General features: G+C 73.8%; 14 protein-coding genes. 7 read left to right on the top strand and 7 right to left on the bottom strand.

Annotated features, from left to right (window positions below; genetic code table 11):
* Positions 1–415: 415 nt before the first annotated feature.
* Positions 416–1,153, bottom strand: coding sequence for an alpha/beta hydrolase family protein (locus ABT093_RS07275; protein WP_350561352.1), 738 nt, complete (start codon positions 1,151–1,153; stop codon positions 416–418).
* A gap of 205 nt (positions 1,154–1,358) precedes the next feature.
* Positions 1,359–2,189, bottom strand: coding sequence for an IclR family transcriptional regulator (locus ABT093_RS07280; RefSeq protein ID WP_350561354.1), 831 nt, complete (start codon positions 2,187–2,189; stop codon positions 1,359–1,361).
* 340 nt (positions 2,190–2,529) lie between these two features.
* Here ABT093_RS07280 and ABT093_RS07285 point away from each other — a divergent pair, with 340 nt between their 5' ends.
* The 4 genes from ABT093_RS07285 to ABT093_RS07300 all read left to right on the top strand — a co-directional run bounded on the left by ABT093_RS07285 (position 2,530) and on the right by ABT093_RS07300 (position 6,401).
* Complete coding sequence (locus ABT093_RS07285; RefSeq protein ID WP_350561356.1) at positions 2,530–3,840, top strand: extracellular solute-binding protein; 1,311 nt, start codon at positions 2,530–2,532, stop codon at positions 3,838–3,840.
* Between the two features lie 118 nt (positions 3,841–3,958).
* On the top strand, positions 3,959–4,936 hold the full coding sequence (locus tag ABT093_RS07290) for a carbohydrate ABC transporter permease (protein WP_350561358.1): 978 nt from the start codon (positions 3,959–3,961) through the stop codon (positions 4,934–4,936).
* Entirely contained in the window at positions 4,933–5,781 is an 849-nt protein-coding gene (locus ABT093_RS07295; RefSeq protein ID WP_350561360.1) for a carbohydrate ABC transporter permease, read from the top strand. Before ABT093_RS07290 ends, ABT093_RS07295 begins: the two co-directional genes overlap by 4 nt.
* Positions 5,782–5,858: 77 nt before the next feature.
* Positions 5,859–6,401: a nucleotidyltransferase domain-containing protein gene (locus tag ABT093_RS07300; protein WP_350561362.1), complete on the top strand. Its 543-nt coding sequence runs from the start codon at positions 5,859–5,861 to the stop codon at positions 6,399–6,401.
* Here the strand turns inward: ABT093_RS07300 and ABT093_RS07305 are convergent.
* From ABT093_RS07305 to ABT093_RS07325, 5 genes are all read right to left on the bottom strand, one after another.
* Positions 6,398–7,144 (bottom strand): VOC family protein, encoded by a 747-nt coding sequence (locus ABT093_RS07305; RefSeq protein WP_350561364.1) that lies wholly within the window; start codon positions 7,142–7,144, stop codon positions 6,398–6,400. The two genes, ABT093_RS07300 and ABT093_RS07305, sit on opposite strands and share 4 nt — an antisense overlap.
* Positions 7,145–7,192: 48 nt before the next feature.
* On the bottom strand, positions 7,193–7,834 hold the full coding sequence (locus ABT093_RS07310; RefSeq protein ID WP_350561366.1) for an alpha-ketoglutarate-dependent dioxygenase AlkB: 642 nt from the start codon (positions 7,832–7,834) through the stop codon (positions 7,193–7,195).
* Positions 7,835–7,880: 46 nt separating this feature from the next.
* A complete protein-coding gene (locus ABT093_RS07315) occupies positions 7,881–8,702 on the bottom strand; it encodes a beta-propeller fold lactonase family protein (RefSeq protein ID WP_350561368.1) in 822 nt (273 codons plus the stop codon).
* A gap of 204 nt (positions 8,703–8,906) precedes the next feature.
* On the bottom strand, positions 8,907–10,421 hold the full coding sequence (locus tag ABT093_RS07320; RefSeq protein ID WP_350561370.1) for an APC family permease: 1,515 nt from the start codon (positions 10,419–10,421) through the stop codon (positions 8,907–8,909).
* 154 nt (positions 10,422–10,575) lie between these two features.
* Complete coding sequence (locus ABT093_RS07325; RefSeq protein WP_350561372.1) at positions 10,576–12,189, bottom strand: amidohydrolase; 1,614 nt, start codon at positions 12,187–12,189, stop codon at positions 10,576–10,578.
* A gap of 203 nt (positions 12,190–12,392) precedes the next feature.
* Here ABT093_RS07325 and ABT093_RS07330 point away from each other — a divergent pair, with 203 nt between their 5' ends.
* The 3 genes from ABT093_RS07330 to ABT093_RS07340 all read left to right on the top strand — a co-directional run bounded on the left by ABT093_RS07330 (position 12,393) and on the right by ABT093_RS07340 (position 15,156).
* Positions 12,393–13,052, top strand: a complete 660-nt coding sequence (locus ABT093_RS07330) for a TetR/AcrR family transcriptional regulator (RefSeq protein ID WP_350561374.1) — start codon at positions 12,393–12,395, stop codon at positions 13,050–13,052.
* A 560-nt stretch (positions 13,053–13,612) separates the two neighbouring features.
* Positions 13,613–13,996 (top strand): hypothetical protein, encoded by a 384-nt coding sequence (locus ABT093_RS07335; protein ID WP_350561376.1) that lies wholly within the window; start codon positions 13,613–13,615, stop codon positions 13,994–13,996.
* Entirely contained in the window at positions 13,993–15,156 is a 1,164-nt protein-coding gene (locus tag ABT093_RS07340; protein WP_350561378.1) for a transcriptional regulator, read from the top strand. The genes ABT093_RS07335 and ABT093_RS07340 overlap by 4 nt, the downstream gene beginning before the upstream one ends.
* Positions 15,157–15,227: the final 71 nt, after the last annotated feature.

Below are 15,227 nucleotides of genomic sequence, written 5' to 3' on the forward strand. Positions count from 1 at the left end.
AGGTAGTGTTCTTCCTGTCGCGAGCGAGATGATCGCTCGTCAGGCGTCAGTGGTGCTACCAGAGCACGTCCCACTTTCAGTGGGGAGAGTCCGTGCGACCCGGGCCTGGCGCTCCGAGGTCGGAAGGGTCCGGCATCTGTTCTTCGGATGCCGGGCCCTTTCGCGTGTTCGGGCTGTGGTCGTCGGGGGTTCTCCTCCGGTTCGGGCAGGTGTTCCGGCCTGGTAGTGTTCTTCCTGTCGCGAGCGAGATGATCGCTCGTCAGGCGTCAGTGGTGCTACCAGAGCACGTCCCACTTTCAGTGGGGAGAGTCCGTGCAACCCGGGCCTGGCGCTCCAAGGCCGAGCGGGCCCGGTACCTGAGAACACAGGTACCGGGCCCGCTCGCGTTGCGTCGGCATGCCGGCACGCCAGCGCGTCAGGAGCGCCCCGCGGCGCGGGCGAGGAGGGCGGCGGTGGCCCGGCCGGCGCGGGTGGCGTGGTCGGTGGTGGCGGGGACGCAGTGGCCGACGGCGGGGTCGAACTCGGCGAGGATGACGCCGGCGTGGTCGGTGTCGAGCGCGAGGTACTCGGCGGCCGGGGTGCGCAGGGCGGCGTTCAGCGCCTCGGAGGTCCCGGTGGGGACGAGATCGTCGCGGGTGCCGTGGACGAGGAAGAGCGGGACGGGGGAGGGGCGGTCGGCCAGGGCGGCGAGGGGGGCTTCGCCGGTGGTGACCGCCGCGCGCTCGTAGCGCGAGGCGATGCCGACGACTGCCGTGGGGCGCAGGTCGGCGGGGGTTTCGGGGTGGGTGGCCACGGCTATCGCCTCGCGGCCGGACATCGACCAGCCGGCCAGCACGAAGCCGAGCTCCGGGTCGCCGCCGTGGTCGGTCGCGTGGCGGCGCGCGTGGCGCAGAGAGGCGAGCAGGTGCGCGCGGCCGCTGTCCTCCCCGTCGGAGCGCCAGTCGGGGGCGAGCACCAGCAGGCCGTGCCCGGCCACCGCCCGGGCGAGCGGGGCGACTTCGTGCCGGCTGTCGGGTGCCTTCCCGTGCCAGAGCAGGACCACCGGCCACGGACCGGAGGCGCCGGCCGGCGGGCGGTATACGTCCATCGGGCGCCCGGGGGCGTACTCGGCGGTCACGGTGGCGGCCGTGCTCGGAGCGTCGGCGCTGGTCATGAGGGTGGCTCCTGTGGTTCGGGCAGGTGTTCAGGCCTGGTAGTGTTCTTCCTGTCGCGAGGGAGATGATCTCTCGTCAGGCGTCAGCGGTACTACCAGAGTACGTCCCACTTTCAGTGGGGAGAGTCCGTGCGACCCGGGCCTGGCGCTCCATCACCGGGAGGGGCCCGGCACCTGAATCACAGGTGCCGGGCCCCTTTCGCGTCTACGGGACCGGGCGGTCGGAGCCGAGCTCGCGGGAGATGCGCAGGCCGACCTGGGCGACCACCGGGCCGAGGGCGCGGACGCGGGCGGCGGTCATCCGGGAGGTGAGGCCGGAGACCGAGAGCGCGGCGGTGACCTCGCCGGTGTGGTCGAAGATCGGGGCGGCGACGCAGCGCACCTCGGGCTCGTTCTCCCGGTCGTCGATGGAGTAGCCCCGGGCGCGGATCCGGGCGAGGTCGGCGCGCAGGTGGGTCTCGTCGGAGATGGTCCAGGCGGTGACCGGGCGCAGTCCGGCGGCGACGACCTCGGCGACGGCCTCCTCGGGGAGCCAGGCCAGGATCGCCTTTCCGGTCGCGGTGCAGTAGGCGGGGGCCCGGCTGCCGACCCGGGAGGCCATCCGGACGTTGGTCTCGTCCTCGACCTTGTCCAGGTAGACGATGCCCGGCGCCTGCCAGACGGTGAGGTGGACGGTCTCGCCGGCCTCGCGCTGGAGGCGGCGCAGGTGCTCGGCGGCGACGCTGCGCAGGTCGAGGGTGGAGAGGTAGGCCTGGCCGAGGCGGAGCGAGCCGTGTCCGAGCCGGAACCAGCCGGTCTCCCGGTCGCGGTCGAGCAGGTGCTCGTCCAGCAGCGGGCCGGTCAGCCGGAGCACGGTGGACTTGTTGAGGTCGAGCGCCTCGGCGAGCTGGGCGAGCGGGACACCGCGCCCGTCGCCGTGGTCGCGGACGTAGCCGAGGACGGACAGCGCCCGGCGCAGCGAGGAGGACTGGTTGCGCTCGCCCGCCGCCTTCTTCGGTTTCGCGGTGGTGGCCGAGCCGGCCGTCTGCTCCGTCATGCGGTCCGTTCCCCTCTCGTTCCGCCGCCGGACGGCAGCGGTTGTCGAACGGTACCGCTTCCGGGCGTGTCGGCCCCGTTTTCGATACAGCGTTGTGCAGTGCAAAACTTCGCGAACCGGCTCTTGTTGCCCGTGAGCGCCCCCGCCTAACGTCCCTGGCATCGAGCAGGCGACGCAGCCCACCCGAGCGGTCGCCCTGCCGTACCCACGTCGCACCACCCCCACATTCACGCGTTCAGCACGCACCCACCATCGGCCCCGGTCAGGGCCTGCTTCGACGTGCCCGTCCCCAGCGGCGCACGTCTCGGCGGCAGCTGTCGGGAGGGGAGGTTCCACACCCATGCGCATCGTCAGACGGACCACCGCGGCCGCTGTCCTCGCCGCCACCTGCCTCGCGGCCGCCGCCTGCTCGCCCGGCACCGCCGTGCCCGCCGGCGAGAAGGCCGCCGACGACAAGACCGGCACCCTCCAGGTCTGGCTGTACAACGAGGCGGGCAACGCCGCCAAGGAGGCGGTGATCAGCAAGGCGGTCGCCGAGTTCCAGGCCTCCCACCAGGGCGTCACCGTCAACGTCAGCTACATCGACACCGACGCCTCGGCCCGGGCCGCCAAGATGAAGGGCGCGTTCAACGACCCGAACAGCGCCCCCGACCTGGTCGAGTTCGGCAACACCGACCTGCCCGGCTACGTCGCGGCCGGCGGCCTGGCCGAGATCGGCGCCGACCTCGACAAGTGGAAGGACAAGGGCGACCTCGACCCGGCGATCGCCGCGACCGCCGTGCTCGACGGCAAGACCTACGGCCTGCCGTGGTGGGTCGGCGTGCGCGCGCTGTACTACCGCACCGACCTGTTCACCGAGGCCGGCCTGGCCGCGCCCACCTCCTACGCCGAGCTGGTCGCCGCCACCGAGAAGATCCACGCCGCGCACCCCGACACCTTCGGCATCGCGGTCGGCGGCAAGTACACCTTCGGCGCGCTGCCCTTCGTCTGGGACGCGGGCGGCGACATCGCCGCCAAGGAGGGCGACAAGTTCAAGGCGGCGATCAACTCCCCCGCCTCGCAGGCCGGCATCAAGCGCTACACCGACCTCTTCACCGAGAACGGCTGTCCGGTCCAGCAGTGCGCCGACCTCACCGGCGGCAAGACCGTCGACCTCTTCGCGGCCGGCAAGGCGGCGATGGCGATCCTGCCCAACTCCAGCCGCAGCAAGGTGGACGCGGGCGCGGCCAAGGACAAGTACGCGGTCGTCCCGCTGCCCGGCGAGAAGGCCGGCTCGATCGCCCCGGCGTTCGCCGGCGGCAACAACCTCGGCGTGATGAAGGCGGCCAAGCACCGCACCCTGGCCGTGGAGTTCGCCGAGCTGCTGGCGAGCCCGGCGTACCAGGAGCAGATGTACGACGCCATGGGCAACCTGCCGACGCTGAAGTCGGTCAACGGCAAGGTCGCCGCCAAGGACGCCTTCCTGAAGCCGTTCACCGACACCATCGCGGCCGGTACCAAGTTCGTGCCGCTGCACCAGGCGTGGGCGCAGATCGACGCGCAGTCGGTCATCCCGACCATGCTCCAGCAGGTCGTCACCGGCAAGGCGGACGTGGCCAAGGCCTCGGGCGACGCCGCCACCCAGATCACCTCGGCGTTCTCCGCCAACTGAGCGCCGCGCGCCCACTGAGCGCGGGCCATCCGAGAGCCCGGGCCGGCTGATCCCGGGTCCGGTGGGTCCACGCCACCGGACCCGGGCCCACCCGGCATCCAGAGAGCAGGTCCCGTACGTGTCCGCATCCACCACGACCGCCCCGGCGGCGCCGCCTTCCCCGAGCGGGTGGCGTCGGGGCAGGGCGTCGGCCGCGCCCCCGCGCGGCCGGCGCCGACCCCCGCTGCTGCTCCTGCTGCCGGCGGCGGTCATCATGATCCCGCTGGTCGCCTACCCCATCTACCAGCTCGGCCTGCTGTCCGTGCTGGACTTCGGGCAGGCGCAGGCGTCCGGCGGTGTGCCGACCAGCTTCGTCGGCTTCGGCAACTACCGGAAGATCCTGAGCGACGGGCAGTTCTGGTCGGTGCTGCTGCAGACGATCGGCTTCGCCGCGTTCTGCGTGGTCGCCACCCTGGCGGTCGGCGCCACCCTCGCGGTGCTGCTGACCAGGGTGGGCCGGGTGCCCCGGCTGGTGCTGACCACCGCCGCGATGGCGGCCTGGGCGGCGCCGGCGATGACCGGTTCGACGGTGTGGAGCTTCCTGTTCGACACCAACCTCGGCCTGGTCAACAAGACCCTGGTGAGCATCGGCCTGGACGGCTTCCACGAGTACAACTGGTTCTACGACAAGTGGACGGCCTTCCTCATCGTCGGCGCCGTCGTCGTCTGGCACTCCTTCCCCTTCGTCATGGTGACGCTGTACGCGGGCATCAGGGCGATCCCGACCGAGGTCCTGGAGGCGGCGGCGCTGGACGGCGCCGGCACCTGGGCCACCTTCCGCCGGATCACCGCCCCGATGCTCCGGCCGATCCTGACCATCGTGGTGATCCAGTCGGTCATCTGGGACTTCAAGGTCTTCACCCAGATCTACGTGATGACCGAGGGCGGCGGCATCGCCGGCCAGAACCTGGTGCTCAACGTCTACGCCTACCAGAAGGCCTTCGCCTCCTCGCAGTACGGGCTCGGCGCGGCCATCGGCGTGATCATGCTGCTGATCCTGGTGATCCCGACCGTCCTCTACATCCGCTCGCTGCGCAGGACGGGGAACGAACTGTGAACGCCCGTAGCCGCTGGCGCCTCGGCGCCAACACCACGGCCCTCCTGGTGGCCGTCGTCACCGCCTTCCCCATCTTCTGGATGGTGCTGTCGGCCTTCAAGCCGAAGGGCGAGGTGCAGTCGCTCAACCCGCGCCCGTGGACGGCGCACCCGACGCTGGAGAGCTTCCGCCAGGTGCTCAGCGTGGACGGCTTCGGCCGGTACTTCGTCAACAGCCTGGTGATCGCGCTGTCGGTGGTGGTGCTCTCCGCGCTGGTGGTCTTCCTCGCGGCGGTCGCGGTGACCAGGTTCAGGTTCCGCTTCCGCACCACCATCATGGTGATGTTCCTGATCGCCCAGATGATCCCGGTCGAGGCGCTGACCATCCCGCTGTTCTTCATGTTCCGCGACGCGGGCCGGTTCGCGCCGGGCATCGGGCTCAACACCCTGGCCTCGCTGGTGCTGGTGCAGCTGGCCTTCTCGCTGCCCTTCGGGATCTGGATGATGCGGGGCTTCGTCGCCGCCGTGCCGGTCTCGATCGAGGAGGCCGCGCAGATCGACGGCGCCAGCCGGACCCGCATCCTGTGGACGATCCTGCTGCCGCTGGTCGCCCCCGGGCTGGCCGCGACCAGCGTGTTCTCCTTCATCGCGGCGTGGAACGACTTCGTCTTCGCCAAGACCTTCATCATCAGCGCGACCGAGAACCAGACCCTCCCCTCGGCGCTGCTGGTGTTCTTCAAGCCGGACGAGAACGACTGGGGCGGCATCATGGCGGCCTCCACGCTGATGACCGTGCCGGTGCTGATCTTCTTCATCGCGGTGCAGCGCAAGCTGGTCTCCGGGCTGGCGGGCGCGGTCAAGGACTGAGACCCGGCCCCTGACGAAAATCCCGCGACTGAGGAACTGCGGCGGGTGTAGCGTCCGGCCCCGTGGAGGTGGGGTCCATGGACCGGAAGCGTGCCGACGGGCAACTCGCGCAGATCGCCGAGACGGTGGGCCTCGCCCGCCGTCTCGGCACACGCGTCTGGCTGCGCGGCGGCTGGGCGATGGACTTCTTCCTCGGTGAGCAGAGCCGTGACCACGAGGACGTCGACTGGTTCGCCCCGGCCGCCGACGCCGCGGCGCTCGCCGCCGGGCTGCGCGCTCTCGGGTACCGCCCGCTGCCGGGCAGCCCGCCGGAGCAGCAGCTGGACTTCGTCCGCGACGGCCTGGAGTCGAGCTTCGCCCTGGTCGACCTCGCGCCGGACGGCCGGGTGCTGGTGGCCGGCGGCCCCTGGGCGGGGACGGCCTGGCCGGCCGGGCTGCTGGACGGGCCGCCGGGGCGGCTCGGCGGGCTGGACTGCCCGGTCGTCGCGCCGCGGGCGCAGATCGAGATCAAGCGGATGATGCCGCTCTGGGACCCGCTCCGCCCGCGCCGGGCCAAGGACGCCGAGGACGTCGCCCGGCTGCGGGAGGCGCTCGGACTCGCTTCGGAAGCACGGGACTAGGCGGCCAGGGTCTCCTCCGCGGACGGGACGCCGACCAGGGTGAACGCCGCGCCGCCGTCGTCGCGGACGACCGCGCGCCGCCCGAACGGGGTGGGCTCGGGGCCGGCCAGCACCGTGCCGCCGAGTTCGCGCACCCGCTCGACGGCGAGGTCGGTGTCGGCGGTGCCGAAGTGGACCGCCCAGCCGGCGTCGGGCCGCCGGGCGATCCCGCCGGCCGGCATCCCGGCGACCCGGAACAGGGTGGCGCCGTCGCTCTCGGGGCCGTACTCGTAGCCGAACACCCGCCGGTAGAACGCCCGGGCGGTGTCCGGGTCGGGGGAGTGCAGCTCGCTCCAGCTGAACGCGGCCGGCTCGTCGACCAGGCCCGCGCCCTGCCAGAGCAGCCCCTGCCGCAGGCCGAACACCGCGCCGGCCGGGTCGGCCGCGAGCGCCGCCCAGCCCTGTTCGGGCGGCACCTCGTACGGCTCCCGCAGCACGCGCCCGCCCGCCTCCCGGACCGCCGCGGCCGTCCGCTCTGCGTCGGCCACCGCCAGGTACGTCGTCCAGGACTGCCCGTCGCCCCGCGGCCGGGCGCCGAGGCCCGCGACCTGGGCGCCGCGCAGCGTGGCGACGCTCCAGCCGGGCATCTCGACGAACTCCCAGGCGAACAGCCGGCCGTAGAAGCGCCGGGCCCGCCCGGGGTTCACCGCGCCCAGCTCGACCCAGCAGGGGACGCCCTCGTGGTACCGGCCCGCCTTCGGCATGCCGCGGCCTCCCGTCGTCGGTGCGCGGTCGTCGGTGTGCCGTCGGGCTCAGGAGACGCCGCGCGGCCGGAACTGGATGCTGATCCGGGGGCCCGCCGGCCGGGCCGTCTTCGGCACCGCGTGCTCCCAGGTGCGCTGGCAGGAGCCGCCCATCACCAGCAGGTCCCCGTGCCCGAGGCGGTGCCGCAGCACCGGCGCGCCGCCGCCGCGGGGGCGCAGCAGCAGCGCCCGGGGTTCGCCGACGGACAGGATCGCCACCATGGTGTCCTCGTGCGCGCCGCGCCCGATCCGGTCGCCGTGCCAGGCCACGCTGTCCCGGCCGTCCCGGTAGTAGCAGAGGCCCAGGGTGCGGAAGGGCTCGCGCAGCTCGCGCGCGTAGTGCGCGCTCAGCGCCGTGCGGGCCTCGCCGAGCACCGGGTGCGGCGGCGGGTCGGCCTCCCGGTAGGAGGCGAGCAGCCGGGGGACGTCCACCGTGCGCTCGTACATCTCGCGCCGCTCGGCCCGCCAGGGCACCTCGGCGGCCAGCTGTTCGAACAGCCGGTCGGCCCCGTGCAGCCAGCCCGGCAGCAGGTCGACCCAGGCGCCCGAGCCCAGGACCTCCCGGCGCACGCCCACCAGCGGCCCGAGCGCGGGCCCGGCCGGGCCGGGGTCGTCGAACAGCGACGGCTGGAGGTGGACGGTGGTGCTCATGGCTCCAGCCTACGCCGAGAATCGAACATGCATCCGAATCCAGGAGTCAGAGCGGGATGACCGTGAGGGTCCGCCCGAAGAAGTTGGTGACGTAGAGGCGGGTGCCGTCCGGGCTGACGGCCACACCGCGCGGGCCGCCGGACACGGCGATGGTGCGGAGCGGGGCCTCGCCGGCGAGGTCGATCACGGAGACCGTGTCGAACGGGAAGTGGGCCACGTACAGCCGCTCGCCGTGCCGGTCGACGGCCAGCCCGTACGGCCCCCGGTCGACGGTGATCACGTCCAGCGGTTCGGCCGGCGTGGGCCCGTCCACTTCGATGAGCTCGGTCGCGTCGTACACGGACACCGTGTTGGCGAAGTAGTTGCCGGCGTAGAAGCGGTTGCCGTCCGCGGAGGCCGCGAGGCCGACCGGGAAGTCGATGCCGGTCAGGGCGCCGTGGCTCTTGGTGAGCAGGTCGGAGATCATCACCTGGTCGTCGATGGGGTTGGCGATCAGTAACTGCTCGGGGTGCACGGCGATGGCCAGGCCGTACGGCCTGGCGCCCATGTCGGTGACGATGGTCTCGCCGCCGGTGGCGGTGTCGAACACCTTGACGACGGTGCTGGACTGCTCGGCGACGTACAGGCGCTCGCCGGGCGGGTCCACGGCCACCCCGTACGGGCCGACGGCGACCGGGAAGGCCGTCGCGACGGTGTTCGCCGGGGTGTCGACGGCGGTGACCGTCCCGTCGAGGAAGTTGGAGACGTAGACCCGCCGGCCGTCGCTGCTCGCGGCCACGCTGTGCGGGCCCTCGCCCACCGGGATCGTCTCGTAGGTCTGGGAGCCGGCCCGGTCCGGGCCGGCCGTCGGAGTGGTGGAGAGTGACATGGTCCGCTCTTCCCTCTGGGGTCCTCCGCCGGCCTTCGACCGGGTGCGGCGCGGGGTGCCGCCGCAGGCGGCCGGGAAGCGTCCGGGGGCGCCGACCACCGGATCAGGGCCCTGATCGAGGGGCGCGCGGGTGATCGCCGCACTTCGATCGTACGCCGACCGCGGGCCCGGTCGACCGGGCCCGCGGTCGGCGTACGAGGGATCTCAGCGGGCGTCGGGCTCCGCGTCGGCGTCCGTGCCGCCGAGCCGGGCGTACACCTCCGGACGGCGCGAGCGCAGCCGCAGGGCGAGGCCGACCCCGGTCAGGAACACCACCGGAACCACCGCCACCAGCGGCCAGTTGACCTCCGGCCCGGCCGCCGTGAACAGGTCGAGCCGCCAGACCACCAGCCCGGTCGCGCCGCACAGCAGCGCCGTCGAGAGCAGCGGGGCGACCGCCGTACGGAACCGGCCGGCGCTCGCGGCGGCCGCCCGCTCGCGCCGGAAGAACGCGTACACGGCCAGCCCGGCCAGCGCCTGGAGCAGCAGGATGCCGACCACGCCGGGGGAGTTCACCCAGAGGAAGAACTGGTTGTACGGGTCGGCGCCGATCAGCGCGGCCACCACGACGGCCCCCGCCGCGAGCAGGCTCTGGGCGATGCCGCCGATCCACGGCGAGCGGTGCCGGGGGTGGATCCGCCCGAGCGCGGCCGGGGCCGCGCCCTCGGCGGCCAGCGCGTGGCCGTAGCGGGTGATGGTGTTGTGGAAGGCGAGCAGCGCGGCCAGCAGGCTGGTGACGATCAGGACGCGCTGCAGGTCCGTCGCCCAGCCGCCCACGTACTCGGTCATCGCGGTGAAGAACATCCCGGCCGGGTCGGCGGTCGCGGTGGCCACCGCCTCCGAGTCGCCGAAGGCCTGCACGATCGTCCAGGTGATGAAGGTGTAGAACAGCCCGAGGAAGGCGATCGCCGCGTACGTGGCGCGGGGCACCGTGCGGTGCGGGGCGCGGGCCTCCTCGCGGTAGATCGCGGTGGCCTCGAAGCCGACGAACGCCGCGAAGGACAGGCCGAGCACGCCGCCCATGCCACCGGTGGCCACGTTGCCGGGCGCGAACGAGGAGAGCGAGAGGCCGTGCGCGCCGCCCCGGACCAGCACCGCGACGGCGAGCACCAGCAGGATGCCGGTCTCGGCGATCAGCAGCGCGCCGAGCACCTTGGCGCCGAGGTCTATCGAGCGGTAGCCGAGGAACCAGACCGCCGCGACCCCGAGCAGCGCCCAGAGCGGCCAGGGCAGGTCCACGCCGAGCAGGTCGGCGGCGGTCTCCTGGGCGAAGTAGCCGAAGGCGCCGAACATGCCGATCTGGATCGCGTTGTACGACAGCACCGCGAGCAGCGCGGCGCCGAGCCCGGCGGGCCGGCCGAGGCCCCGGGTGACGTAGGCGTAGAACGCGCCGGCGTTGCGGACGTGCGCGGTCATGGTGGTGAAGCCGACCGCGAACAGGGCCAGGACGAGGCCGGTGGCCAGGTAGGCGGCCGGGGCGCCGATGCCGCCGAAGGCGATCGCGAAGGGGGCGACCCCGGCCATCACGGTGAGCGGGGCGGCGGCGGCCACGACGAAGAAGACGATGTCGCCGGTGCCGAGGACGCCGCGTTCCAGGCCGGGGGCCGGTGCCGGTGCCGATGCCGGTGCCGCTGTCGGGGGCGCGGCCGCGGGGGCGGTCGTGTCGGAGGGCAGGTGCATGGGGGAGCTCTCCTGGGGTCGTGCGGTCGAGGGTAGGGGAAGCCGCCCGGATGGGGGCGCGGACGGCCTTGGCGCGCGCCGGGGGCGCATCCGGGCGCAGGGGGGCGCGGACGCGGATGGGGCGCGGCGGGGGCGTTCGGCGGGCGCGGGGCGGTCAGTGGGTGCGGCGGCCGCCCAGCCAGGTGCCCAGGACGGCGAGCCGGGCCAGCTCGCCCGCCGGGACGGCGTACGGGTCGGCGGCCAGGTGCACCAGGTCCGCCCGCAGGCCGACCCGCAGCACCCCCCAGTCGTCCTCCTCGAACGCCTGGTGCGCCACCCCCGCCGAGTAGGCGGCCAGCGCCTCGGCCAGCCCGATCCGCTCCTCCGGCAGCCAGCCGTCCGCCGGCAGACCCTCGGGCGTCTGCCGGGTGACGGCGGTGGCCAGCCCGGCCAGCGGCTCGTACCGGGTGACCGGCCAGTCGCTGCCGAACGACACCCGCGCGCCGCTGCGCAGCAGCGCGGCGATCTGGTACTGCCGGGCGCCGCGCTCGGGGCCGATCCGGGGCAGCGTCAGCTCGGTCATCAGCGGGTCGGGCTGCGCCCAGAGCGGCTCGAAGTTGGCGATCACGCCGAGTTCGGCGAACCGCGGCAGGTCCGCCGGGTCGACCAGCTGGACGTGGGCGATCACCGGACGCCGGGCGCGCGGTCCGTTGCGGCGCCCGGCGGCCTCGACCGCGTCCAGGGCGATCCGCACGCCGTGGTCGCCGATGGCGTGGATGTGCGGCTGGAAGCCGAGCGCGTCGACGGCGGTGACGGCGTCGGCCAGTTCGGCGGCGGTCCAGTTGGCCGCCCCGTGCGAGTGCGGGCAGTCGGTGTAGGGCTCCAGCAGCGCGGCGGTGCCGGACTCCACCACCCCGTCGGCGAAGAACTTGACGGCCCGGGCGGTGAGCCGCCCGCGCCCGGCGTCGGCCACCCGCGCGCGGTCGGCGGCCAGCCGGGGGAGGCGCTCGCGCCAGCCGTCCGGCTCCAGCAGCAGCGCGAGGTTGGCCCGGACGGCGAGCTCCCGGCCGTCGGCGACGGCGGCGAGCCAGGTGTCGACCTGGTGGGGTTCCACCCAGGCGTCCTGGATCCAGGTCACCCCTGCGGAGGCGAGCACCCGGGCGGTGCCGTGCAGCGCGTCGACCTGCTCGGCGAGGTCGGGCAGCGGGACGAGGGCGAGCACGGGGTTGAGCGCGCCGAACTCGCGCAGGGTGCCGAGCGGGCTGCCGTCGGCGCGCCGGACGATCTCGCCGTGGGCGGGCTCGGGCGTGTCGGCGGTGTACCCGGCCCGGCGCAGCGCCTCGCTGTTGGCCCAGCCGGTGTGGTGGTCCATGGTGCGCAGCAGCACCGGGCGGTCGGGGACGACGGCGTCGAGCAGCGCGGCGTCGAACAGGCCGCCCTCGGCGAGCCACGGGTCGAAGGCGTCGCCGGTGATCCACTCGGCCTCGGGGTGCTCCTCGGCCCAGACCCGGACGGCCTCGACGACCTCCGCCAGGCTGGTGCGGTCCCGCACCGGGACGCCGCGCAGGCCGAGCCCGCCGATCAGCGGGTGGACGTGGCCGTCGCCCCAGGACGGCAGCAGGGCGCCGCCGGCCAGGTCGACGGTCTCGGTCCGCTCGTCGCGCAGGGCGTGCGCCGTCGCGCCGAGGGCGGTGATCCGCCCGGCGGTGACGGCGAGGGCGTCGGTGACGGGGCGGGCCGGGTCGCCGGTGTGGATCCGGCCTCCGGTGAAGAGCGTGTCGGCGCGCATGCGGGGGCGTCCTCTCCCGGTGCGGTCTGGTGTGACCTGGTTAACTGAATGGGATTCGGTAACCGTAGGTGCGCCCGGGCGGGGCGCGGAAGAGTTTTATTGAAAGTCATTCGGTTACGTTTTCATTACGATGATCTTGAGCGATGATCGTAGGGCCGCGTCGCGCGGCGACGTCGCCATCGCCGAGCAAGGACGGGAAACCCATGGCCAGGCCGCGCACACCCCTGCTGGACCGGCAGCGCATCGTGCAGACCGCGCTGCGGCTGGTCGACGAGGCCGGCGACCTCACCATCCCGGCCCTCGCCGGCGCGCTCAAGGTCAGCCCCTCCGCGCTCTACCACCACGTCACCGGGCGCGCCGAGATCGTCGCTCTGATGCGCGCCGAACTCGTCCGGGTGATCGGCGAGCGCTCGCTGTGGGACCGGCCGTGGGACGAGGCGCTGCGCGGCTGGGCCCGCGCCTACCGGGAGGCCTTCGCCGAGCACCCCGGCATCATCCGGCTGCTGGCCACCGCGCCGCTCGCCGAACCGTTCATGCACGAGCTGTACGAGCGGGCGGTGGTCACCCTGGAGGCGGCGGGCTTCGCGGGCGAGGACGTGATGGGCGTGATCACCGCCCTGGAGAGCTTCATCCTCGGCTCGGCGCTGGACCTCGTCGCGCCCGCCGTGATGGTCGACGCCGTCGACCGGGCCGCCACCCCGCGGCTGGCTGACGCGCTGGCCGCCGTCCCGGCCGGGCGGGACCGCGCCGACCAGGCCTTCGAGGTCGGACTCGCGGCGCTGATCGCCGGCTACCGCACGCTGCTGCCCGCCGGTCGCGCGCGGGGTGCGGCGGAGGGGGATCCGATTTCTGACCAGGCGTGATGGCCTGCTAGTGTTCATTCCGTCGAGAGGGAACGATCACCGCGGAGCGGGGGTCGGGACCGGTTCGACCAGGCGTCAGCGGTGCTACCAGAGCACGCCCTACTTTCAGTAGGGAGAGTCCGTGCGACCCGGGCCTGGCGCTCCATCGGAAGCGGCCGTTCCCCTTGTGGGGGCGGCCGCTTCGTCGTTCCCCGGCCCGGGGCGTTCGCCGGTCCGGGGCGTTCGCCGCCCGTCGCGTCCGACATCTATCGCATCCGCCGTCCGAAACCCGTCGAGGTGGCCGACAACCGGCCAAGGTGGCACGCCAGGTGGATCGTCCGTTCGTGTTCCGTGCGGGTGTGCGGTCAGCGGAGATGTCCGATCGAACTGATCTGACGTGACGTCAAAGGATGGCCGAAAAACCGCCGTTGTGGTGTGAATATGCCATTGGAACGTTCGTTGAATGGAATCCACCAGTAGCCTTCCGTGTCGAACTCGCCACGCGTCGTGGCAGTCGGCCGGTGCCCGGCGGCCATGGCCCGCCGCGCCGTTTCCTCCCCGAACCCTCCGAAGGAGCCCGAGTGCCGGGTATCGACGAGTGCCTGTCCCGGGCGATGGCGATCGCCGGGGCCCGCTCGGCCAGCCTGATCGACTGGAGCAGCGGGCTCGCGCTGGGCAGCGCCGGCGCCAGTCCGACCGGCGACCACGACACCACGGCCGCAGAGGCAACCGACTTGGTACGGGCGGCCGTTGAGGCTGCGACCTTCACCGCAGCAGAGGACCGGACGGCGTCGATGCAGGACATCATCCTGACCGCCGGGCGCAGTTACCACCTGCTTTGCTTCATCGATACCGTCTTCGACAGCCGGCTCGTGCTGCACCTCTGGCTCGACCGCGCCGAGGGCAATCTCGCCGTAGCCCGCTTCCGGCTCCAGTCGCTCGCCGAGGAACTGGTGCTCGGATGACGAACTTCCTTGCGAACTCCCCGGCCGGCTCGGGCTCGTGCGACCCCGGCGCCGGGGCGCGCGCCGCCGTCGGGTTCCGGCCACCGGACGCGGCCGTTCCGAAGGGTACTTCGCCGGAGGGCACTTCCTCCGAGGGTGCCTTCCCGGAGGGCGCTCTCCCGGAGGCCTTCGCCCCCGGCTGGACCCCGGGCGCGGCCGTCGAACGGCTCGCCGGTGAACGCGCCACCGGGGCCCTGCGCGGCCCCGCCGGGACCGTCTACCTCGTCGACGGCCTGGTCGCCCACGCCGAGTCCGACCGCGCGCCCGACCTCGCCACCCTGCTCACCGCCTGCGGCCGGCTCACCCGCGAGACCTGGCAGGACGCCGTCCACCGGTTCGGCCCGCACGCCCGGGTCGGCGAGGCCCTGGTCGAACAGGGCCGGCTGACCCGCGGCGAGCTCGAACTCTGTCACCTCGGCGCGCTCTACGACGCCGCCTGCTTCCTGCTGGACACCCCGCAGGAGGGGGACGGCCCGTACGAGGAGGACGGCCCGGGCGCGACGGACGGCCCGGACGCGGTGGACGCCCCCGCCGCCCCGGCCCGCTGGACCTTCGCGCCCGGCGTACGGCACTGGTTCGGCCCGGTGGCCGCCGTCGGCGCCCACCGGCTGCGCCGGGAGGCCGAACGGCGGCAGCACCTGCTGGACCGGATCTGGCCCTCGGCGCAGTTCGACACCGCGCCGCTGCGCCGGTCCGCCACGCCGCAGACGACCACCGCCGCCCCCGGACGCCACGCCCGCCGGCTCCGCCCCCCGACCCGGCGCCAGTGCGAACTGCTCGACCACGCGGACGGCCGGAGAACCCCGGCGGAGCTGGCCCGGCTGCTCGGCCGCTCCGCGTTCGCGACCACGGCGGACGTCCGCCGGCTCGCCGCCGCCGGCCTGCTGGCCGGCCCCGACACCGGGTGCGCGGCGGGAACGGCGCCGGCCGCGCCCGGCGGGGTCCCGGCACCCAGGGCGCCGGGCGGACTGCACCGGCGGGTGCCCGGAGCGGCGCTCGCCGCCCTCACCGGCCCGCCGCGCGCCGCCGCTCCGCCGCCCGCCGGCGTCCCGCCCAACGACACCGATCCGGACATCGCGCTGCTGATCCGGGTCCGAACCCTTCTGGAGGCCCGACTTTGAACCACGCTCCGCCCGCGACCCCGCCCTCACGGCCATGAGGCGGGCGCTCAAGCAGCGTGTCGGAAGGAGGC

This window comes from Kitasatospora sp. NPDC002551 (genome assembly GCF_040296005.1).
In the GTDB taxonomy this organism is placed as follows: Bacteria; Actinomycetota; Actinomycetes; order Streptomycetales; family Streptomycetaceae; genus Kitasatospora.